Raw genomic sequence first — 22,204 nt, 5'->3', positions numbered from 1 at the left:
TTGCCCTGGGCTGAGCGCTCTCAGGCTTTCAGCCTGAAAACCTGCAAAGAAACCGGACTCGTTTCCCAAAACTTGACCCACTCGTTCCACTCGACCGGCCGGCCGCGTACCGCCGTCACCGCCCATAACCCGTCGAGTGCGGCGAGAACCCGTTTCTCGTCGGCGGCCGCCAGCCAGCCGCGGTCCACGACCTCGCCCCGGACCTCATCACCGTCGAGTTCCCAGCCGAGGACGAGCGGCGACGGCCCGTTCGCGATTTCAACCTCCACCCGCTGACAGCCGACTGTCACCACGCCGACCGACCCCGTGCCGACGAGCGGCAGCAGTTCCCGTTCGACGAGCTTACGGATCGCCTCGCGGGCGTGGTCGAGTTCGTGGTGAAGCTGGTGCGTCTTCCGGTCGGACGGGACCGACTCCTCGTGGTTCGCCCTGAGCTTGCGGAACAACTTCGGGACTGTCCCGGAGTGGAACCCCGGCCGCAGGAGCCCGCGCATCGTCTCGCCGTGGTGGCCGATGGGCACGGGGCGGAGGGTGTGCGACCGGTTCGCCGCGTACAGCCGCCAGTTCTCCTTTAGCTCCCACGCGATGAACCCGAAGATGCCGGGGACGGCGTTGACGATCATGCCCATCGTCCAGTTCGAGACGCCGAACAGCGCCGAGAGCTGCGGGACCATCGGCCAGATGACCTTGTGGGAAACGGTGACGACCGGGAAGTGCTTCACCGGGTTCACCTGCGGCTCGACGAGCAGGTAGAAGACGAACCGCGTCACGTAAGCGATCGGGAACCAGAGGACCGCGAGCACGGTCTTCAGCCACAGCGACCCCTCGGACTGCCCCTCGCGGAACCGCAGCCACTCGTCCACGGAATAGAGGACGCGCTCGACGGCGTCGGCCACTTCGCGGAACGCCCAAACGACCCACGAAATCAAGCCCGGAATGAGGCTCGCCCAGATGAACCGGCCGGTGTCCGTCAGCGCTTCGGCGAGCCGCTCGTAGAGCAGGCGGCCGGGCGGCGAGTGCAGGATGATCGCGGTCGTGAAGAACGCGCACGCCCCGACGACGACGGCGTAGGACGGCGACAGGTCGTACAGGATCGCACCGGCCGCAACGATCAGCCCGGCGGCAATCGGCAGTGCGAAGTTGTACCAGAGGAAGACCGTCACCGGGTTCCGCACGACCCGCCGGACGACCGGCGACGACCAGAGGAGCCTGGGAACGTCGAGGAAAACGGTCCGCAGCGCCGAGCCGACGAACTTCAAACCCTGCCAGACGCCGCGGCGGAACGGCGGCGAGTGGATCAGGCCGAGGAAGAACCCGCCGAGCACCGCGACGGACCACCACGTCACGACGTGGGCGTGCCCGGCCTCCGTGCCGTTCACGGCGGCGACGACGTTCTGAACGCCGTGCAGGACGTGCTGTAGGAATTCGAGGGTGAGGAACGCACCGAGGAACGGCAGCAACACGAACAGCGTGACACATCGGCCGATTCGCGTCCCGAAGCCGGCGGCGCTCATCCGCTGGATGCCGCGGAGGTAAACCTCGCCCCGCTGGTAGATGCCGAACAGTTCGTCCGCGAGCAGCTTGTCCGCCTTCAAGAGCGCGTCGCCGGCCCACAGCTCGCGCGGGCCGGCCACGTCCGGCAGCTTCAACTGGTTGCGGGCGATGGCGTCCCGCAGGTCGGACAGGCGGAAGAACCCGCGGGCGAAGACGACCTCGATCAGCTCGGCGACGAGCTTGTCGCGGGCGATCGTCTCGACGCGGCTCGTCGGGACTAGCCCGGCCCGCGTGATTGCGGCCGTGAGGATTGGTTCGAGCGTCCGCCGAATCCGGCCCTCGGCCGCGTGCCGCTCGTGGCGGAACAAGTCACCCGCCTCGTGCCGTTCCGACTCGGACAAGGGCACGCGCTCCAGCCGCTTCTCGGCCTTCGCGAGATGCCGTAGCAAGATCACGTCGCGGCCCTTGTCGAGCGGCTGGCGGACGGGTTTCTTGCCGAGCGACCGCACCCACTCGAACGGGGCGACGGCGTACAGCGGGCGGCTCAGGTCGTGCGTTAGCTTCTGGAGTTCGTAGAGCGCTTTCGTCGCGGGCGTCCACGCCGCCCCGGTCGTGTGCGGGAGCAGCGATGCGAGGGCGGCCTTCCAGCGGTCGCGTCGGCAATCGTCCCATTCGAGGACGCGCGCCAGGTCGTGGCCCAGTCCGTCGCGGAGGATGCCGACCGCGAGCGTGCGGTCTTCCGGACGGCGGTAGTATTCGATGGCCGCGCGGACGCGATTCCGGTGGTCGCCGACGGGTCCCGCGGGTGAATCGACCGACGGTTGATGTGACGGCTCCGGGTGGTGGGCGGCTTGTTTCGCGGGCGGTCGCGTGAACGCGTCGAGGAGCGCGTCCGTCGAAATGTTCTTTGCGTGCAACAGGGGGAAGTAATCGCCGACCGCGTCGGGCCGGTTCGCGAGCAGTTCGAGGTACGTCGGGATGAACGCCCGGCACGCCTCCGCGTCGGTCGCGTTCTCCGGAAGCCGGTACTCGGCCGCGAGCACGAACCGGACCTCGCGGCGGACGGGTTCCGGCAGCGTCCGGAACCGCCGGTCGAGTTCCGCGTCCGGCCAGTGCATTTGATCGCGCAGGAGTCGCGCGGGTTCGGCCGCGTCTACGAGGCGCTGATACATCGCAAGCACGGTGGCGTCGTCGTAGCCGTGCAGGAGGCGGTCGTCGGGCGTCGTCAACAACAAGACGGGTGAGCCGGCGGCGGCATTTGGAATGTCGAATCGGGCGGCGTCCGTCGGGTCGAGCCAGACGGGGAGCCATGCGTTCATCGGCAGCCGCGCGCCGCCGTCGATGAGCGTTCGCAGAATGCGGGTCAGCCGCCTCTCGGAGACGAAGTGCAGAGTCGGCACGCGGTCGCGGAGGCGGCGTTCGAGTTCGGCGGGGTTCGAGACGAACACGACACGGCCCCCCAGAGTTGCCGACTGTTGTACCGAAACGACGATCCCCCTTCTTGTGGAACCCGGAGCGTGAGCGACGGGGTGTCTCGCGCGAGACACCCCGTCGCTCACGCTCCGGGTTCCAAAATGAGTTATCGCTTCAGCGAGTACAGCACCGCCGCCGTGCCGAGCTTCAGCGCGCTGTCCGGCGAGTGACCCAGGCAGTCGGTCGATTTGTGCCGCTCCAGCGCGCAGCCGATGTCGAACTTGCTGTACACGACCACCCACCGGCCGTCGATCTTGATCCCCTCCAGGTGCGGCGGCAGCTCCTTGAACCCGCCGTCCGCCCCGCTGCCGTCGGCCTTCTCGCGGCGCTGGACCGTCTTGATTTGTACGCCGCTCTTCTTGTCGCCGGAATAGTAGAACTCATCGTCCAACGGGATAACCTCCAGCTTCCGGTCCGGGTACATCGTCGCCATCAACTCGCGGAACGATTTGTCGAACTCAGGCTTCCCGCACGCGGAGTCGGCGAACAACAACCCGCCGGTTTCCAATGTGGCCTGGATGTTCAGCACGTCCGCCGCGGACAGCGAGATCGGCTTCCGGCCGTGCAGGTAGATGAACTTGTACTTGTCCAGTTCCGCGTCGTTCGGCCGGACGAGCTGCTTATCGAGGATGGTGTCCACGCCCGTGGTGGTCTTGACGTGGTCCATCAGGTTCCGCATCGCGGCCGGGGCCGGCGGGGGGTCGCCCTGGACGAACAGCTGCGCCGGCTTCAGCGCCCCGCGCGGCGGGCTGAGGTCCTTCTCGGATTTCGCGATGGCCACCTTCGTGCCCCGCTGCTCCGGCGGTTGCATCCCGGTCGCGTAGGCGATCACGTTCCCGGCGAACTGGTACGCCCGTTGCCCCTTGTTCGTGGCCGGCGTGCCCTTCGACACCATGAACCGGCTCTCCTCCCAGTACCCGGCCAGCGGCTTCGTCGCGAGGACCACGACGGTCTTGCACCCCCGCTCCATCACCTCGACGCCGGGGATGTCGGCCGGGGAGACGTTGAAGAACGCCCGCCAGACCGGGTGCTCCGGCGGCATCGGCACGAGCTGGTTCGCCGGGAACAGCTCCTTCATGAGCGCCCGGAACTCGCGGGTGAACTCCTCGCTGCCGCAGCAGGCTTCCGCGAACAGGAACCCGCCCTCGTCGATGTACTGCTTGAGCAGGTCCTTCTGCGAGCCGGTCAGGTTCGGCCGCGTGTGCCCGTTGAAGTAGACGACCGGGCACGCGAGCAGCCCCTCGACCTCGCCCTTGAGCCGCTCGCCGGTGAGTTCGACCTTGCGGGCGTCGTACACCTGCCACGCCAGCGGGAGGCCGTTGAACAGCTCGCGGCTTGCGAACTCCGTCAAGTTGCGGGCGTCGTTCTGCTTGCGGTTCCACCCGACGACCTCCCGCGGCTCCCCGATCCCGGTCTCGTAGGCGAGTTTCGTCAACAGGATCGGCGTGCGGCCCTTCGACAGGAACAAGAGGGAGAAGCTGGTGGCGATGGTCGGGAACGTGTCGGCCGCGCGGCCGTCGCCCTTCCAGGAGCCGTCGCCGTTCTGGATGCGGGTCAGGTGGTCGCACCCCTCGCGGTACCAGTCGTACTTTCCGATGAACCGCTGGCCGGAGATGCGGCCGAGCCGCTCGATGCCGTAGATGTTGTAAAACGCCGACTTCAGGCCGGGGGCGGTCTCGAACGAGAACCGGTCGGCGATCCACTTCATCCCTTTCTGGACCGGGCCGTTCGTGGCGTACACGCCGCAGTTCGCGGCCACGCCGGTCGCCTCGTCGAGCTTCTGTTGGCTCTCGCTCAGCCCCATCCCGGCGATGAGCAGCCCGCACACGCCGGCCGTGGTCATGGTGAAGCTCGGCCCGCCGAGCGCCCCGAACCCGCGGGTATAGTCGTAGGTCCAGTGGCCGTCCGGCTTCTGGATGCGGAGGTACAGCTCGCGGATGTCGGCCCAGTGCTTGTCCTCGATCTTCACCCCCGCCTGCTTCGCCGCGTACAGGCCGAGCAGCGCGTACTGCGTGTTCGACGCATCCGGGATCGGATTCATCGGGTAGCTCCACCCCTGGAGCTTCCCCCCCTCGCGGATGCTATTCGCCAACAGCCAGTCGGCGTTCCGCTTGATCCGGTCCAGGTCCTTCGGCTGCCGGGCCTCGGCGAACGCCATCGTCGTCAGCGCGACCACGTAGGTCTTCTTCGGCTCCAGCTTGCGGAGGTACTCGAGCGCCCGCTGCATGACCTTGTCTTCGGGCGGGACGCCGCAGTTCAAGAGGGCGAGCGTGGCGAGCGCGCTCTGCCCGCCGACCTGGTCGCCGAGCGTTTCGAGGAGCAGCCCCTCCCAGTTCCCTTTGCCGGCCTCCCGCTCGAAGAGGTACTTCTTCCCCTTGTCGATGGCGCGGTTGACCTTCGTGACGAACTCCTTGTCGTCCGCACCGGGGACGGCGGGGGCGGCGAACAGCAGGGCGAGGACGCCGAACAGGAAGATACGGGTGGCGGTCATCGGTCGGCCTCGGCAGGACGGGCGGGTACGTCACATTTTAACAACCGGATCGAGCGAGGGGTGTTAGCAGATCCCGACTTCCGAAGTCCGGCTTCGACTTCGGAAGTCGAGGCGGGACCGGCACGCCGGGGATGGGAGGTACGCCCCCGCGCGGGATCGACTTCCGAAGTCGAAGCCGGACTTCGGAAGTCTGGGTGTTGTTCGCCGACCGGATGCTGCGATTTACCACCGTAGCGGCTTTTGCCACGCTTCCTTGAGTTCCGAGAGCTTCGCCCACACGAGCCACTCTCCGGCGGACGACGCGATCCGCAACCGCGGCTCCGCGACGGTCTTGCCGACGTTCGCGAACGGGAGGCCGGCGAAGACCTGGGCCAGCCGCTCACGGAACTCCGGCTTCGCCTCGATCACGAACCGCGTCGTCGATTCGCTGAAGAGCTTTACGTCGTCGGCCAACGGTTCGTTGGTGGGCAGTTCCTTCAATCCCGACACGTCCGCCCCCACGCCGCCGGCGAACGCCATCTCCGCGACGGCCACCGCGAGGCCGCCCTCGCTCAGGTCGTGGCACGCCCGCACCAGGCCGGACGCGATCGCCGCGTGAACCGCCGCGAAGACCTTCGGGGCCTGCGCCAGGTCCGGGCACGGCGGCGTTCCGCCGCCCGCGCCGGTGACGAGGTGGTAGTGCGACCCGCCGAGTTCGTTCCGCGTCACGCCGACGACGTACAGGTCGTTGCCCGGCTCCTTCAGGTCCATCGTCACGCACTTCGTCACGTCGGCGACGCGGGCGAGCGACGACACGAGCAGCGTGTGCGGGATGCTGATCCGTTTGTTCGCCGACTTGTACTCGTTGTTCAGGCTGTCCTTGCCGCTGACGAACGGGGTGCCGTAGGCGAGCGCGACTTCTCGACAGGCTTCCGACGTGCGAACCAGCGCGCCGAGCATCTGCGGGTCGGTGACGTTGCCCCAGCAGAAGTTGTCGAGGATCGCCGTGCGGGCCGGGTCGCCGCCGACGGCGACGACGTTCCGCACCGCCTCGTCGATGGCGGCCGCGGCCGCCGCCCACGGGTCGAGGTCGGCGTACCGCGGGTTGAGGCCGTTGCCGACGGCGAGGCCGACGGTCGAACCGAGGACCGGGGCGACGACCGCCGCGTCCGACGGGCCGTCTTCCACCTGCCCGACGAGCGGCTTCACCACGCTGCCGCCCTGCACCTCGTGGTCGTACTGACGGATCACCCACTCCTTCGAGCAGACGGAGTACGAGCCGAGGATCGCCTTGAGCGCGTCCTGCGGATTGAGCGGTTTCGTCGCCGGCGTCGGCACGGTCGGCGGCTTCGTCCATTCTGCCGTGCGGACCGTGTCCGGCCGGCCGTCGTGCAGGAAGTGCATCGACACGTCCGCCACCGTCTGCCCGCGGTACGTGAGACGCAGTTGCCCGGTCGCCTCGAACGTGCCGAGGATGGCGGCCTCCACGTCCTCGCTGGCGCAGAGCTTGCGGAGCTGCTCCCACTTCTCCGGCGGCACGGACAGGACCATCCGCTCCTGCGACTCGCTGATCCAAATTTCGGTGTAACTTAGCCCGTCGTACTTGAGCGGGGCGTTCTCCAGTTCCACCCGCGCCCCCAGGTCCGCGCCCATCTCGCCGACGGCGGAGCTGAACCCGCCCGCGCCGCAATCCGTGATGGCCGTGTAGAGGCCGCGGTCGCGGGCTTGGAGGATCACGTCGAGGACCTTCTTCTCCGCGATGGCGTTGCCGATCTGCACGGCCCCGCCGCTGATCTTCTCGGACTGTTCGGTCAAGCCTTCGGACGAGAACGTCGCGCCGTGGATGCCGTCCCGCCCGGTCCGGCCGCCGACGGCGACGATCAGGTCGCCGGGCCGCACTTCCTTCGTCTCCTTGCCGACCGGGATGAGGCCGACGGTGCCGCAGAAGACGAGCGGGTTCGCGAGGTAGCGGTCATCAAAGTAGACCGACCCGTTGACGGTCGGGATGCCCATGCGGTTGCCGTAGTCGCGGACGCCGGCGACGACGCCGTGCATCACGCGGCGGGGGTGCAGCACGCCGGGCGGCAGGTCCTCCGCCGCGAAGTCCGGCGGGGCGAAGCAAAATACGTCCGTGTTGCAAATCGGCTTCCCGCCGAGGGCCGTGCCAAGCACGTCGCGGATGACCCCACCGAGGCCGGTGTTCGCCCCACCGTAGGGTTCGATCGCGCTCGGGCGGTTGTGCGTCTCGACCTTGATACAGGCGTGGAAATTGTCGTCGAACTTCACGACCCCGGCGTTGTCCGAGAAGACGCTGACGCACCAGTCGTCCGCGCCGAGCCGCTTGCGGATCGCTTGCGTGGCCGCGAAGATCGTCTCCTTCAGCATGTTCTGGTAGGTCGTCGTGCGGGCCTTGCCGTCAATCGTTTCCGTGTACGCGATGCGGCCCTTGAGCGTCTTGTGCGAGCAGTGCTCGGACCACGTTTGCGCCACGGTTTCGAGTTCGCAGTCGGTCGGGTCGCGGTCCAGCTTCCGGAAGTGTTCCTGGATGGTGTGCATCTCGTCGAGCGTGAGCGCGAGTTGGCCGTCCTTGCTGACCTTCATCAGCCCGGCGTCGTCGAGCGACCGCAGCGGCACGGTAACGAGCTTGAACGTGTACGGCTTGCCGATGGCGAGGTGGTCGGCCTTCACCGGGCCGGTCACGACCTGCTCGATGGCGTCGTTCGCCAGCACCTTCCGGACGAGCGTGTCGCGGTCGGCCGACGGGATGCCGTCGTGGGAATAGTACCGGCGGAACGTGCGGACCTCGCTCACCGTCACGCCGATGTCGCGGGCCGCCTTCACCACGCTCTCCGTCACCGGGTCCATGACGCCGGGCTTGAGCAACACGGTGAACGCCGGGTCGTCGAGCTGCGTGCCGAGCGGCGACACTTTCACGCCCTCGACGAGCGGGTCGTGCAGCAGCACGTTGCACAGCTTCGCCACGTCCGGCGCGGCCAGGTCGCCTTCCAGCAAGTAGCCGCGGCTGGACGCGGACACGAGGTCGCCGCCCCGACTGCCGTGCGTCAGCAGGTCGAACTCGTCGCACACCCGCTCCCGTTCCGCGTCGCGGCCGAGCGGCCGGATTTCAACTTCCCAGAGCATCGCGCACCCGTTTCCCTTCGTTCAACCAGTGGATCAGGCCGGGGCCGTCGTCCGCGGCGAGGAGCGTGCGGAACGCCTCGAACCGGGCGGCGAACGCCTCGCACGCGGCCAGCACCTGCTCGCGATTCGTGCGAAAGATCGGCTCCCAAATGGCGGCCGACGCCGCGGCGATCCGAGTCGTGTCGCGGAACCCGCCGGCGGACACCGATAGCAGCGCCGGATCGACCGACCCGGCGAGCGCCGCGGCGACAATGTGCGGCAGGTGGCTGACGAACGCGACGGCTCGGTCGTGTTCCGCCGGCGTCATCGTCATCACGCGACAGCCGACGGCCTTCCAGAACTGTTGAACCTTCTCGACGGCCGACGGGTCCGTGTCGGCCGTCGGCGTGAGGATCGTGACGCGGTTCTCGAACAGGTCGGCGACGGCGTGAGCCGACCCCTTCTTCTCGGACCCGGCCATCGGGTGGCTGCCGACGAACCGCACGCGGCCCGGCAGCTTCCCGGCGAGCGCGGCGACGATCTCCTGCTTCGTGCTACCCACGTCCGTGACGAGGCAACCGTGCTTCGCTGTTTCAGCGATTTCGAGGACTTGCTTCGGAATCAGGTCCACCGGCGTGCAGACGACGACGAGGTCGGCGTTCGCCGTGCCATTCACCAAGTCGGTCGCGACAACGTCGATGGCCCCGGCGGCCTTCGCGTCGGCGAGTCGGGCGGCGTCCCGGCCGACGCCGACGACGTGCCGGACGAGGCCCCGCCGCTTGGCGGCGAGGCCGAGCGACCCGCCGAGCAGCCCGACGCCGACGATGGTGAGCGTGTCAAAGAGCATGGACATGGTTTACAAAAGGCCGCGGCCGTCACCAATCCTGCGGCGGCATCTGCCCGTCCGCCGGGTCGACAAGCAGGCGGAGCGTCCGCTCGTCGATGTTTTTCCGCGTGACCCGCACGGAGCCGTCGGCCATCAACACGAGGAGCGTCGGCTTGGCCGGGTCGCCGAGCACAGGCATCGGGCCGAACGGTTGCACCTCCATGTCCGCCGGCTCGCCCCACGGCCGCGGCTCCGCGCTCTCGGTCATCAGGATGGTGTTCGACGTGCCGTCCGCGAACCCGTGGATGGCGATCATCGGCTGCCCGTGCCGGAACGGCGTGCCCATGCCTGTGAACACGCAGAACCGCGTCTGATGCGTCTGCTCCGGGCCGGAGAGGTACGCCGGAACGACGGCGCTCGTGACGGTCGAGTTGGTCGGCCCGTTCCACGGCTCCCGTTGGTTGTAACGACGGAAGAGTTGGTCCTGTTCGACGTAAGGCAAAAGGTTCGTCCGCCAAGACGTGAGCCGTTGGGCCATCGGCACGGGCTGGTTGTTGAACAGCCGGATTTCGGGCGGCGTCGTGTAAGCCGCCGGGAGGCGGCCCATCGCGTCGTTGTGGTTGTGGAACGCGAGGCCGATCTGCCGGACGTTGTTGTTCGCCCTGTTTTCGACCTGTCGCTCGGTTCGCATGTTCCAGAAGAAGTAGATGCCAACGCCGGAGATGATACAGCCGACAACGGCCGAGGCGATCCCGGCGACGGCCATCCCCTTCCCGTCGCCGGTCCGGCCGGCCTTCTGAATGCCCATGACGCCGAAGATAATTGCCGGGATGCCGGTGATGACGTTCAGCAGGATCGACAATAGCCCGAGCGTCAGGCTCGTGCCGGCCGCGGGATTGCCTTCCGGCTCGCGACGGCGACGGCGGCGCGGGCGGTCGTAGTCGTCGTCATCATCGTCATCCCGCCGGCGGCGGGACGGCCGCCTGTCCTCGTAATCGTCATCGTCGCGCGACCGGCGGGACCGCGGGCGGTCGTCGTAATCATCATCGTCGTCCCGTCGGCGACTCCTTCGCGGGCGGTCGTCATCGTCGTCGTCGTCGTCGTAGCGCGGCATGACGGGCCTCACGCGGATGGTGACGACAGTTTAGCGGCCGCGAGTTTCGCCGCCACGCACACGGCCGAAATCAGGCTGCTCGCGTCCGCCACGCCCTTTCCGGCGATGTCGTAGGCCGTGCCGTGGGCCACGCTCGTGCGGACGATCGGCAGCCCGGCCGAGACGTTCACCGCCCGCCGGCCGCCGAGGAGCTTCATCGCGATGTGCCCCTGGTCGTGGTACATCGCCACGACGCCGTCGAACTTCGCCCGGTTGTGCGGCAGGAAGATCGCGTCCGACGCGATGGGGCCGACGGCGTCGATCCTTTCCACGCGGGCCGCCGCAACGGCGGGCGCGATGACCGTGGCTTCCTCGTCGCCGAAGAGGCCGCCGTCGCTGGCGTGCGGGTTCATCGCGGCGACGCCGATCCGGGCCGGGCGGTCGAGAAGTTGCGGGATGATCTTGTGGAGCAGCCGAATCTTGTCGAGTACGGTTTCGGCTGTGATGTGGTCGAAGATCGTCCGCAGGGCGCGGTGCAGCGTGACGTGGGCCACGGCGAGCGGCAACTCGTCGTCGTACAGCAGCATCGCGAAGGACGTGGCTCCGGTGCGGTCGGCGAGGATTTCCGTGTGGCCGGGGTAGTCGATCCCGGCCGCGTGCAACCCTTCCTTGTGCAGCGGGCACGTGACGATGCCGTCGGCCCGCCCCGCGAGGCACTCGTCGATGGCGTAGATCAGCCAGTCATACGCGGCCCGCCCCGCCTCCGCCGTGACGACGCCGAGGGGCACGCGGGAAAGGTCGGCCGCCGACGGGTTCGTGCACGGGATGCCGGGCGGCAGCCGGGCCGGGTCGCCGATGACGACGGGCCGACAGTACCGGCCGAGTTCGGGCCACGCCTTCGCGACGATCTCCGGGCCTATGCCGGCCACGTCGCCGAGCGTGATGAGCAGTCGCGGGAGGTTCATGAGTGTGAGGATACAAAGTCTTGTAGAACCCAGAGCGGAAGCGACGGGGTGTGGGACCAGCGCCCACACCCCGTCGCTTCCGCTCTGGGTTCTACAAGAAGCTACTGTTTGTCGCGGAACTTCGCGTGGCATAGCGTGCAGACGGCCGCCGATTTCGCGATCTCGTCCTTCGGATCGCGCTTGCCACGGACCGTCGCTTCCAACTTCTCGGCGGAAGCCAACCCGTCGTCGAGGAACTTGCGAAAGTCCTCGTTCCGGTCGGAGGTCGCGCGGCCGAGTTCCCGGTAATGTTCGACGAACAGCACCGCGTCCTTCTCAATCGGCGACTTCTTCAACCGGTCCCACGTCTCGTCGAGTTCGACCATCCGCTTCGTCAGGTCGGGAACGTTGGCCGTTTCGCGGAACGCGACCGGCTTGTCGTCGAGGTTCGGCGGCGGCAGCTCCGCGAGGGCGTACAGCCCGGCGTATTTCGGGTCCGTGCCGGCGTCCTTCAGAAACTGCGTCAGTTGCACCGCGGAACAGCGCGAATCGAGGGCGCGGATGGCGGCGACGGTCGCGGCAGGGCCGCGGTGCTTGCCGTGGTGGCAGTGGACGTACACCGGCCCCGGTAGGTCGCGGATCGCCTTGGCGAGTTCGACCACTCGCGATTCCGACATCCCTTCGTAGCCGATAGGCAGGTGGACGTACCGAAGGCCGTGCTTCTTCGCGGCGAGGATGTCGGGCACGGCCCCGTCCACGGACACGACCGTCTTTACGCCGAGGTCGGTGAGTGAGCGGAAGCCGTCGTCGCCTTCCGGGGAGCTGCCACTGAAGGCGCGGTCGGTCACGCGATAGACGTTGTGCAGCCCCGGTTTTTCCACGGCCATCGGCGCGAACGGGGGCGATGGGGACGAACACCCGGCGGCAAGGACCACGAGTAGCAACAAGGTTCGCATCACCGGCTCGAAGTAATCACGTCGGCCGGCGGCTTCGATTTCAGGGTGATGCGGATCACCTGCGGGTTGCACCGGAACCGCAGCGGTTCCTTCCCGCTCAGCCCGCGGCCGATGACCATGAGCGTGCCGTTCTCCTCGAACACGCCCATGTCGAACCGGCGGCTGTAGACGCTCGGCACGAAGATCGAGCCGACGACCGGCACGCGAATCTGCCCGCCGTGGACGTGGCCGCAGAGCATCAGGTTGATGCGGTTCTCTTGGCCCCAGTAGAAGTTGTCCGGCGTGTGGCTGACGCACAACTTAAACACGTCCGGCGGGAAGTCCTTCCACACCGGTTGCGGGGGCGGAAACCAGGGGCCCTCGTGGCCGACGACAACGCACGGCCTGCCGCGGATCGTCACCCCTTCGGGGCGGCTCGACAGTACGCGAAACCCGGCGTTCGCCAGCCCGTCCCGCACCAACTGCGCGTCGTGGTAGTCGTCGTGGTTGCCGAGGATGGCGAATGCGTGTTCCTTCCACTTCAACCGGCCGAGGATCGGCGCGATCCATTCGTGGTGCGTATCCGTGTCCACGTAGTCCCCGGCTAGGACCACGAGGTCGGCCGGCCCCTCGCGCTCGATCTCGTCGATGACGCGGTGGAAGAACGCCTGCGACGGCGAGCCGTGGAAGTGCAGGTCGCTGAGCAGCAGGATCGTGAGGTCGTCCCACTCCGGCGGCAGGTCGCGGGGGGCGAGCGTCAGGTCCGTGAAGTCCACGCGGAACACGCCGTTACCCGGCAGCTTCGTGAGCTTGTGCCACTTCCCCTCGCCGACGAGCTTCTCGCCGAGTTCCGGCCAGAGGTCGAGCGTGCGGGTCGATTCGCGAAGCACGGACCTGGGGTTGCGCCGAAGCTGGCGGGCGATGGTGATGATCGGGAAGATGATTAGACCAAGAGGTAGGCAAACGAGCGCCGTGTACGCGAGGACGAACCGTCCCCACAAGCCGTTGACCAGCTCCCAATCGTAGTTGATGAAGTCCATCCGGAATGCGGAAGCCAAGATGAGTGGGGCGGAAGCGATCACGACGCCGGTGAACAGCCGCCACGGTTTGAGAAACTTCTTGGTGATGGGACGGCCGTAGAAGTGGTTCAGCCAGAACGTCCAAAAGCAGGCGTGACCAACCCACGCGAAGGCACAAAGCAACAGAACTGTGGGAATGACGAGATCGCGAAGGGTCACGTTCAGCTCGCCGCCGAGACGGGTTGAGCGGTCGGGGCGGGCGGCTGCGGGGCGTTCACCGCGCCGACGACCTGCTCCGCCCGGAACGGCTTGAAGATGACGTGCTGTAGCCCGTCTTGCCGGGCCTTCACGATGCTGTGCTGGGCGTCGTACCCGAACCCGGTCGTGAACGCCACCCGGCACGTCGGCATGGCCACCCGGAACCGGCGGAACGCCTCGTACCCGCTCATGTCCTTCGGCCGAATTTCCTGCAACACCGCGTCGTAACTCACGTCGTTGACGAGCGCCAACCCTTCCGCCGCCGTGCCCACGGTTTCGACCTCCGCGCCGAGGCGGCCGAGCATCAGGTGGGCCTGCTTGCGGAACTGGCCGTCCTGCTCGACGACGAGCACCCGCTTGCCGACGAGCGGGCTGGCGTCGTCCGCCCCGGTCCCGACCATCATGTCGCGGCCGATCTTGTGGACGCACTCCTTCATCTGCCGGGCGTTCTGCATGATCCGCCGCAGGTGCGCCGCCGCGTCCGGGTCGGCGGCGTGCAGCCGGGCGTACAGGAGGGCGGCCCCGGCCAGCACCTCGTCCACCGGCAGTGCGAGTTCCTTGTTGACGGCTTCGATGGACTGCGAGATGGTGCAGGACTGTTGGGCGGTGAGGAGGTCGAGCGTGTTCAGCGCGTCGGCGATTTCGCGGCTGAAGAGTTCGGTAAACTTGAGGTCTTCCGGGCCGAAGGCGTTCGTCTTGTGGCTCTCGACGTTCAGCGTGCCGATCACCTCGTCGGCGAATTTCAGCGGCACGGTCAGCGAGCTTTTCGCCCCCTTCGCCCCTTCCAGGTAGTAGGGGTCGTTCGACGTGTCCGGACAGAGGTAGCTGTCGCCGGTGAACGCGACGTGGCCGGTGACACCGTTGCCGTCCGGCCGGGCGAAGAGGCGGCGGTGGGCGGCCTCCTCCGTCATGCCGTCTTCGAGCAGCGGCTTCAGCTCGCCCGTCCGCTTGTCGAGCAGCCGAACCTCAATCGTCTCGTATCGCAGCAGGTCGTGGACGTGCTTGCGGATGTTCTTCTTGAGCAACTCCACACGCGTCGGCACGGTCATCTCGGCGAGCAGGTCCGGCTCCAGGGCGGAGAGTTCGCGGCCCGCCGTGTGCAGTGCGTTCAGTTTCCGCTGCTGCTCGACTTCCGCCGTGACGTTCTGGAGGATCGCGATCAGTTGCAGGACCGAGCCGTCGGCCGCGAACACGGGGCGGATGCGGGTGTCCAGGTACGCCTGGGCCGCGGGTTCCTGCCGGTGGATGCGGAACGTGACGGACTTCCCGCCGGCCGCCGACTGGAGCGGGTTCGACACGTCGCTGGCGAGCAGAATCGAGGAGTTCGGCGAAGCGGAGAAATTCAAGGCGTCGAGGAGTTGCTGGCCGACCGGGTTCTTCGCACACCACCCGCGGAGGACGACGTTCGCCCACGTCACCCGGCCGGTCGTGTCGAGGGCGGCGATGCCCTGGTCGATGTTGCCGAGGATGATCTCGTCGCGGCGGTAGCGGTCGATGAGTTCGCTGGTGAGCGTGGCCGACGCGATGACGCCGTCGAACGTGCCGCCGCGGAGCCGCTCGGCCGCGTCCGTCGGGCTGACGGCGGCGGTAACGTCGGCGTGCGCGACCACCGCGCCCATGGCGGGCGGCGTCGGGCCGATCAACAGCAATCGCGGGCGGTGGTTCACAGGCTCGCTAACCTCAACGGGTAGAAAACCTTCCTGCAAGATTATATTCCCAAACCGGTCCCGACTACAAGCGCGGGCCGGGCGGATTACTTGCGCGGTCACGCCCTCGCCACGGGTGGTCACGGCCTGCACGGTTAAGACGGTCCTCGCGGTTCTCCCGCTTCCGGGGCCAACGATTTCGCGAATACGTCCGCCCGGCACGTCAGTTGTAAGATGAACCCGACCCGACCTCGATCCGGAGCTGCGACATGTCCGAAACCCGACTTACCCGCCGCGCCTTCCTGTTCGCCTCGGCCGCGATTTTGAGCCACCGGCCGACGCTGTTTGCGGCCGCCGACCCGAAGGAACTGCAAGCCGTCATCGACAAGGGGTACGCGTTCCTCAAGTCGAAGCAGAAGGACGAGGGTAACTTCGGCCCGCCCCGGTCCGGCGAGCCGGGGGTGACGGCGCTGGCCGTCGCCGCCCTGATCCGGTGCGGGAAGCCGAACACCGACCCGGTCGTGGAGAAGGGTCTGGCGTACCTCGAAAAGGCCGTGAAGAAGGACGGCGGCGTCTATGACCAGGGGCTGGCGAACTACACAACGTCGCTGGCGGTGATGGCGTTCAAGGACGCGAACGCGGACAAGAAGTACGACGCCGTGATCGCCGGGGCGACGAAGTTCTTGCGGTCGCTGCAGTACGGCGAGGGCGGGGACGTGGCCGAGTCGGACGCGAAATTCGGCGGGGCCGGGTACGACAAGAAAGGCGGTCGCGGCGGCGGGGCGGACCTGTCGAACACGCACTTCTTCCTCGAAGCGCTGGTCGCCGGGGGGGCCGGCAAGGACGACCCGGCCGTGAAGCGGGCGGTGACGTTCCTGTCTCGCAGCCAGAACCTGCCCGGCGAGTTCAACGACCAGGAGTTCGCGAAGAAGGCCGGCGATGAGGACCGGGGCGGGTTCATCTACAACATGTCCGCGGCGAACGACCCGAAGAGCGACAAGCGGTCGGCGACCGGCGGCCTCCGCAGCGAGGGGGGCATGACCTACGCCGGCCTGAAGAGCTTCCTGTACGCCGGCGTCAGCAAGGAAGACGCCCGCGTAAAAGCGGCCGTGGCGTGGGTGAAGCGGCACTACACGTTGAAGGAGAACCCCGGCATGGGCACGGCCGGGCTGTTCTACTACTACCATGTTTTCGCGAAGGCGATGGACGCACTCGGCGAGGAGTCGTTCGAGGACGCGAAGGGCGTCAAGCACGACTGGCGGAACGAACTGTTCACGACGCTCAAGGGCAAGCAGAAAGCCGACGGCAGTTGGGCGAACGACAACCGCGCGTTCCTGGAGACGCTGCCGGAGTTGGCGACGGCGTTCGCGCTGTTGGCCCTGAGCTACTGCAAGAAGTGACCCCGTAGGCCGGGCTTTCCAGCCTGACGGATCGCAACGGCAGGCTGGAAAGCCCGACCTACGGGCCTGCCGGCTTAGTGTCTCTCCGCCCCGCCACATGCGTGCAGGATGTGGCGGAACGCCTCGACCGCGAGTGGGAACAGGTCCGGGCCGGTGATGCCGCCGGTCGGCCCGCCGCCGCGGAGGTGCGGTTCCATCACCGCGAACCCGTCGTACCCGTGCTCCACCGCGTCCTTGATACTGTGCGCGATTTGCCCGTCGCCCGTGCCGGGGATGCGGCCGGTGTGCTCGTGCTCGCCACTCCCCTTCCAGTCCTTGATGTGGAAGTGCTCGACGTACTTCTTCGTCAGTTCCCACCCCTGGATCGGGTCGTATCCGCAGAATACCCAGTTCGCCGCGTCGTAGGCCTGCCGTAGCGACGGGTGATTGACCGACTTCATCAAGTCGGCCACCCGCTCCGGTGAGTCGCCGAAAATCTTGTGCTCGTTCTCGTGGAATAGCTTGATCTTCTCCTTCGCTGCTAGCTCGGCCTTCACGCGCATCCGCCGGATGACTTCCTCGCGGTACGGCGTCCAGTTCCCGTCGAACGGCTTGTCGGCCGGCGGGTAGTAGCTGAACACGCGGATGTTCGGCGTCGCCAGCCGGTGGGCCAGCTCCATTGCCCGCTTGAACTTGTCGAGGTGCGGCTCGAACGGCGCGTCGATCGCCACCTTCCCGACCGGCGACCCGATGGCCGAGAGCATGATGCCTTCGCCGTCGATGAGTGTCTTGAACTTGCCGATCTGCTCGTCGGACAGGGCGAGGACGTTCGTCTTGTAGATCGACCGGAACTCGATGTACCGGACGTTGGCCGCCTTCAGGACGGCGATCTGTTCGCGGGGGTCCGGCGAGATTTCATCGGCGAAGGCGGACAGCGTGAACATGGCGAACTCCTAATGAATTGCTCTCGTTGTACGAACCAGTTCGTTGTTCACTTCCGTTTTACCACCTTCATCTTGACCTTGTCCGCGACAAAAGTCTTCTCCCCGGCGGCCGGAAATCGCACCTTCACCCGCCGCAGCGCCCCGAAGCCGCTCAGGTCCGTGATCTGCCCGATGCCGTACTCGTCGTGCTGCACGACCGCGCCGACCATGAACTCGCTGGAATCCCCCGCGCCGACGCTCGGCTTGTACGGCTCCATCTTCCGCGGCAGCCCGCCGGGGCCGGGGACGCCACTGCCGCCGGAGTAGCCGGCCCGCTCCCGCCACTCGTCGATGGCGTTGCGGGCGAAGTTCCGCTCCTGCGAAATCTCGATCCGCTCCACATCCGCCGGCAGTTCGTCCAAAAACATGCTCGGAACCTGATACATCGCCTGCCCGCGGAACTCCCGCAGCCGGGCGTGGCAGAGGTACAGCTCCCGCATCGCCCGCGTCATGCCGACGAAGCAGAGCCGCCGTTCCTCCTCCACGTCGTCGTCCTTCGCCAGGCTCCGTTCGTGCGGGAGCAACCCCTGCTCCGTCGCGATCATGTACACGACCGGGAACTCCAGCCCCTTCGCCGCGTGCAGCGTCATGACGGAAACGTGGTCGGCCGCCTCGTCCCACCCGTCCACGTCGGACGCGAGGGTGATCTGCTCCAGGAAGTCCGAAAGCGTCCGCGAGTTGTCCTCGTCGTAGAACTGTTTCGCCGCGGTGACGAGTTCCTCGATGTTCGCCAGGCGGTCGGCGTCCTCCTCGTCGGTCGATTCCTGGAGCATCTTCCGGTAGCCGGACTTGTCGAGGACCATCGCGATCAGGTCGTGCGGCGGGTGTTCGAGCTGCGTCCGCAGCTCGGCGATCATCCGGTAGAAATCGCGGACGCCGGTGGCGGCCTTGCCCTTGATCTCCGGGATCTTCGCCACCATCCCGGCCGCGTCCATGAGGCTGATCTCGTTCCGCTCGGCGTAGCCGACGAGCCGGTCGAGGCTCGTCTTGCCGACGCCGCGGGCCGGCTCGTTGACCGCCCGGAGGAACGACACCGTGTCGTTAGGGTTGACGAGCAGCCGGAGGTAGGCGAGCACGTCCTTGTTTTCCTTCCGCTCGAAGAACGCCAGTCCCTTCACGATCTGGAACGGGACGCCGTGCTTGACGAACGCCGACTCCAGCGTCCGCGTCAGGGCGTTGATCCGCGTGAAGATGGCGAAGTCCCGGTACCTGAACTTGCCCTCCGCGACGGTCTTCTTGATCCGCTCGACGACGCCCTCGGCCTCCTCCAGCCCGGTGTTGAAGTTCAGCACCTTGACCGTCTCGCCCTGCGGGTTGCCGGTCGTGAGCGTCTTCTTCTTGCGGTGTTTGTTCCGGTCGATAAGCGTGCTCGCCGCGTGCAGGATGGCCTTCGTGCTGCGGTAGTTCTGCGTGAGCGTGATGACCTTCGCCGCGGGGAAGTCACGCTCGAAGTCGAGGATGTTCTTGATGTCCGAGCCGCGCCACTTGTAGATCGACTGGTCGGGGTCGCCGACCACGCAAAGGTTTGGGTAGTTCATCGACAATCGGCGGGCGATCTCGTACTGGGCGGAGTTCGTGTCCTGGTACTCGTCGATCAGCACGTACTTGAACCGCGAATCGAGGTCCGCCCGCAGCTCCTCGTTGTACCGCAGGGCCAGCGCGGGGAGGTACAGCAGGTCGTCGAAGTCCATGCCGTTCGCCGCCCGCAGCCGCTTCTCGTAGCCGTGGTAGACCTTCGCGGCCGTCTGGCTGAAGAAGTCGTGGGCCTGCTGCTCGTACTGCTTCGGCGTCAGGAGTTGGTTCTTCGCCTTGCTGATCGCCCCCGCGAGGCGGTCCGGCGTGAACTTCGTGTTGTCCATCCCGGTTGCGTCGAGGGCGTCCTTCACCAACTTGTTCCGGTCGTCCACGTCGTAGATCGTGAAGTTGCGGTCGATGTTCAGCCGGTCGGCGTACTGCCGCAGCAGCCGCGCGCCGAGGCTGTGGAACGTGCTGATCCAGAGCCGGTTGCCCGGCACGATCGCGTCCACCCGCTGCCGCATCTCGCCGGCGGCCTTGTTCGTGAACGTGATCGCCAGGATGCTGCCGCCCCGGACCCCCTGCTGGAGCAAATACGCCACGCGGCGGGTAATGACGCGGGTCTTGCCGCTGCCGGCCCCGGCCAGGATGAGTAGCGGCCCCTCCCCGTGCGTCACGGCCGCCCGCTGGTCGCCCGTCAAATCCGACAGCAAATCGGCCGACATTCGGTAAACTCCGCCGAAAAGGGGGGTTACATCCGTGCGATTTCTTCGCCAGAATGGAGATGGACAATTCTACCATTCCTCGCGGGTAGGGCGAATCCCGATGGAAATCAAGGGCTTGGGCACACAGATTCACGACTGCGCCCGAGTACGGAAGCTCATCGAGAAGCACGGCGAGAAGTTCCTCTACGAGGTCTTCACGGAACGCGAGATCGCGTACTGCAGCCAGCGGAGTCACAGCACGGAGTATTACGCCGCGTTCTGGGCGACGAAGGAGGCGGTCCTCCGCTCCCTCGGCACGAAGTGGAAGCGGGGCATGAGCTGGCATGACATCGAGGTGAGCAGCGAGAAGGCGGTCGGGCCGAAGGTCACGCTGACCGGCCCGACGAAGGACCGGGCGATCAAGCGGAAGGTGTCGAAGATGCGGGTGTCGTTCGCGTACGCCCGTCAGTTCGCCACCGCCACCGTGATCGCCCTCGGGTGAGCCGGGTCACACCCCCTCGGCGACTTCCTTGAGCATCTGCCGGGCGAGCTTGTACGCGATCCGCAGGTTCGTGACCCGCAGGTCGAGCTGGTCCTGGGTGAAAATCTTGTTCGGGTCGCACTTCGGCAGCCCCGCCAGTTCCGCGGTCAGCGGCAAGATTTGCAGGAACTCTTTGATCCGTTGGTTACGGACTTCCGCGGACACGTCGGCGCTCATGACGGCTCTCCCCAGGATGTGAGTGGGACAGCCCTCAGCGTATCGCGGATCGTCGTGGCGAACAAGAACGAGCCGCGGGCCGCCGTCCGTCAATTCCGGAAGTAGTCCACCGCATTGCGGAAGATCGCCAGGCCGTCGCCTTCCGACTTCAGCCCCTCGCGGGTCCAGCGGGGGTGGTGCGTCGGCAGCACGTGCCGCTCCGGGTGTGGCATCAGGCCCAGCACGCGGCCGGTCGCGTCCGAGATGCCCGCGATGTCCCCTTGCGAACCGTTCGGGTTGTGCGGGTACACCGGCGGCTCGCCGTTTGGCCCGACGTACCGCAGCACCACCTGACCCGCCTGGGCCAGCCCCTGGAGAATCCACTCCTTGCGGGCGATGAAGTTCCCCTCCCCGTGGGCCACCGGCACGAGCATCCCGGTCACGCCCTTCAGGAACACGTTGTTCCCAGGCGTCGCGAGCAACTTCACCCAGCGGTCCTCGAACCGGCCGGACGTGTTGTGCGCCAGCGTCGCGAGCGGGCCGTCCTCGTCCGGGGGGATCAGCAGACCTGACTTCAGTAGCGTCTGGAAGCCGTTGCAGATGCCGAGGATGAGCTTGTCGGCGTCGCGGAATTCGCGGATTGCGTCCGCGAGGAAGTGTTCGAGCTGCGTCGCCAGAATCTTCCCGGCCGCCACGTCGTCGCCGTAGCTGAACCCGCCGGGCAGAAGCAGCACCTGGTAGTTCTTGAGCTTGTGCGGCGATTCACGAAGTTGGTTGACGTGCAACTTCTCGACCGTCGCCCCGGCCTTCTGAAAGGCGAACGCGGCCTCGTTATCGCAGTTCGTGCCCGGCCCGCGGAGGATCAAGACGGTCGGCGTCGGCATCGATGAAAATTCCAAGAGGGAGTACGATTTGTCCTTGACCCGGCTTCCCGCAGCCGTCATGATCTTTCTAACGTCAGGCCGCCCGCGAAACTAGGGCGAAACCCCTGACTTCTGGCTCTCCGCCAACCCTCCAAAAACCATCTCACTGGGGGGCAGAGTTCTTTTTCCCATTTTCTTTCCCCTGGGCGTTGACACTTCGGCCCCCGCCGGTAGACTGTTCCTACCGAAGCAGCGATGCGACGGTGAAACGAAAGCGACGCGGGATAGCGAAGTACCTTCGCGACGACGGGTCTCCTTTCAGCCGATCTTTGACAAGTTGGTAGCGTTACGAGCCTTACGGATGAGTGGGTCGATGCCGTTGGTCGGTATGGACTCACTCGGAGACGGGCAACTCGTGAGCAATCATGAGCGGTCCGTCGAAGTTTGAGTTGTAACCGAGCAACGAAGCAGACGAACACTTAAAAGTTTCTCGGGGCTTGCCCTGGGAACCAATAAACTTTTGAAGGGTTTGATTCTGGCTCAGAACGAACGTTGGCGGCGTGGATTAGGCATGCAAGTTGAGCGAATCCCAGCAATGGGGGAAGCAGCGTAAGGGGCAGTAATGCGTGGGTATCTACCCTGGGGTCTGGCATAGCCCTTCGAAAGAAGGGGTAATTCCAGATGATGTCGTGAGACCAAAGGTCCGCCGCCCTGGGAGGAGCCCACGTGATATTAGCTAGTTGGTGGGGTAACGGCCCACCAAGGCGAAGATGTCTAGCGGGTGT

Annotated in this window: 15 protein-coding genes and 1 rRNA gene; 3 read left to right on the top strand and 13 right to left on the bottom strand. The window is 66.6% G+C overall.

Annotated elements, in window-relative coordinates; genetic code table 11:
• Positions 1-20: 20 nt before the first annotated feature.
• From AC5JJ2_RS19925 to AC5JJ2_RS19885, 9 genes are all read right to left on the bottom strand, one after another.
• Entirely contained in the window at positions 21-2,942 is a 2,922-nt protein-coding gene (locus AC5JJ2_RS19925) for a hypothetical protein (RefSeq protein ID WP_495859780.1), read from the bottom strand.
• Positions 2,943-3,073: 131 nt separating this feature from the next.
• A complete protein-coding gene (locus AC5JJ2_RS19920; protein ID WP_495859779.1) occupies positions 3,074-5,458 on the bottom strand; it encodes a DUF4159 domain-containing protein in 2,385 nt (794 codons plus the stop codon).
• Positions 5,459-5,680: 222 nt separating this feature from the next.
• Entirely contained in the window at positions 5,681-8,578 is a 2,898-nt protein-coding gene (purL, locus tag AC5JJ2_RS19915; RefSeq protein ID WP_495859778.1) for a phosphoribosylformylglycinamidine synthase subunit PurL, read from the bottom strand.
• Entirely contained in the window at positions 8,562-9,410 is an 849-nt protein-coding gene (locus tag AC5JJ2_RS19910; RefSeq protein ID WP_495859777.1) for a prephenate dehydrogenase, read from the bottom strand. Before AC5JJ2_RS19910 ends, purL begins: the two co-directional genes overlap by 17 nt.
• A gap of 22 nt (positions 9,411-9,432) precedes the next feature.
• The gene (locus AC5JJ2_RS19905) at positions 9,433-10,497 is read right to left on the bottom strand and encodes a DUF1559 family PulG-like putative transporter (RefSeq protein WP_495859776.1); all 1,065 of its coding nucleotides are present in this window, start codon (positions 10,495-10,497) and stop codon (positions 9,433-9,435) included.
• A gap of 8 nt (positions 10,498-10,505) precedes the next feature.
• The gene (locus AC5JJ2_RS19900; protein WP_495859775.1) at positions 10,506-11,441 is read right to left on the bottom strand and encodes a PdxA family dehydrogenase; all 936 of its coding nucleotides are present in this window, start codon (positions 11,439-11,441) and stop codon (positions 10,506-10,508) included.
• 101 nt (positions 11,442-11,542) lie between these two features.
• Entirely contained in the window at positions 11,543-12,376 is an 834-nt protein-coding gene (locus AC5JJ2_RS19895) for a hypothetical protein (RefSeq protein ID WP_495859774.1), read from the bottom strand.
• Positions 12,376-13,593: a metallophosphoesterase gene (locus AC5JJ2_RS19890; RefSeq protein ID WP_495859773.1), complete on the bottom strand. Its 1,218-nt coding sequence runs from the start codon at positions 13,591-13,593 to the stop codon at positions 12,376-12,378. The genes AC5JJ2_RS19895 and AC5JJ2_RS19890 overlap by 1 nt, the downstream gene beginning before the upstream one ends.
• Positions 13,594-13,595: 2 nt before the next feature.
• Positions 13,596-15,299: a GAF domain-containing protein gene (locus tag AC5JJ2_RS19885; RefSeq protein ID WP_495859772.1), complete on the bottom strand. Its 1,704-nt coding sequence runs from the start codon at positions 15,297-15,299 to the stop codon at positions 13,596-13,598.
• Positions 15,300-15,547: 248 nt separating this feature from the next.
• Between AC5JJ2_RS19885 and AC5JJ2_RS19880 the strand changes: the two genes are divergently transcribed.
• Entirely contained in the window at positions 15,548-16,678 is a 1,131-nt protein-coding gene (locus AC5JJ2_RS19880; protein ID WP_495859771.1) for a prenyltransferase/squalene oxidase repeat-containing protein, read from the top strand.
• Between the two features lie 74 nt (positions 16,679-16,752).
• On the opposite strand, the gene AC5JJ2_RS19875 is transcribed toward AC5JJ2_RS19880, so the two are convergent.
• Together AC5JJ2_RS19875 and AC5JJ2_RS19870 are read right to left on the bottom strand one after the other, a co-directional pair.
• Positions 16,753-17,601 carry a sugar phosphate isomerase/epimerase family protein gene (locus AC5JJ2_RS19875; RefSeq protein WP_495859770.1) on the bottom strand — a complete coding sequence of 283 codons (849 nt, stop codon included), beginning with the start codon at positions 17,599-17,601 and terminating at the stop codon, positions 16,753-16,755.
• 47 nt (positions 17,602-17,648) lie between these two features.
• Complete coding sequence (locus AC5JJ2_RS19870; RefSeq protein WP_495859769.1) at positions 17,649-19,880, bottom strand: ATP-dependent helicase; 2,232 nt, start codon at positions 19,878-19,880, stop codon at positions 17,649-17,651.
• Between the two features lie 115 nt (positions 19,881-19,995).
• Here AC5JJ2_RS19870 and acpS point away from each other — a divergent pair, with 115 nt between their 5' ends.
• Positions 19,996-20,361, top strand: a complete 366-nt coding sequence (acpS, locus tag AC5JJ2_RS19865; RefSeq protein WP_495859768.1) for a holo-ACP synthase — start codon at positions 19,996-19,998, stop codon at positions 20,359-20,361.
• 6 nt (positions 20,362-20,367) lie between these two features.
• Here acpS and AC5JJ2_RS19860 read toward each other — a convergent pair whose 3' ends face one another.
• Entirely contained in the window at positions 20,368-20,577 is a 210-nt protein-coding gene (locus tag AC5JJ2_RS19860; protein ID WP_495859767.1) for a hypothetical protein, read from the bottom strand.
• A gap of 89 nt (positions 20,578-20,666) precedes the next feature.
• Positions 20,667-21,440 carry a phosphoribosylformylglycinamidine synthase I gene (gene purQ, locus AC5JJ2_RS19855; protein WP_495859766.1) on the bottom strand — a complete coding sequence of 258 codons (774 nt, stop codon included), beginning with the start codon at positions 21,438-21,440 and terminating at the stop codon, positions 20,667-20,669.
• A 496-nt stretch (positions 21,441-21,936) separates the two neighbouring features.
• Between purQ and AC5JJ2_RS19850 the strand changes: the two genes are divergently transcribed.
• A 16S ribosomal RNA gene (locus AC5JJ2_RS19850) occupies positions 21,937-22,204 on the top strand; the annotation flags it as partial.

The organism is Limnoglobus sp., from assembly GCF_059499385.1.
The sequence above is the reverse complement of the archived record's forward strand: the minus strand, read 5'-3'. Positions and strand labels throughout refer to the sequence as shown.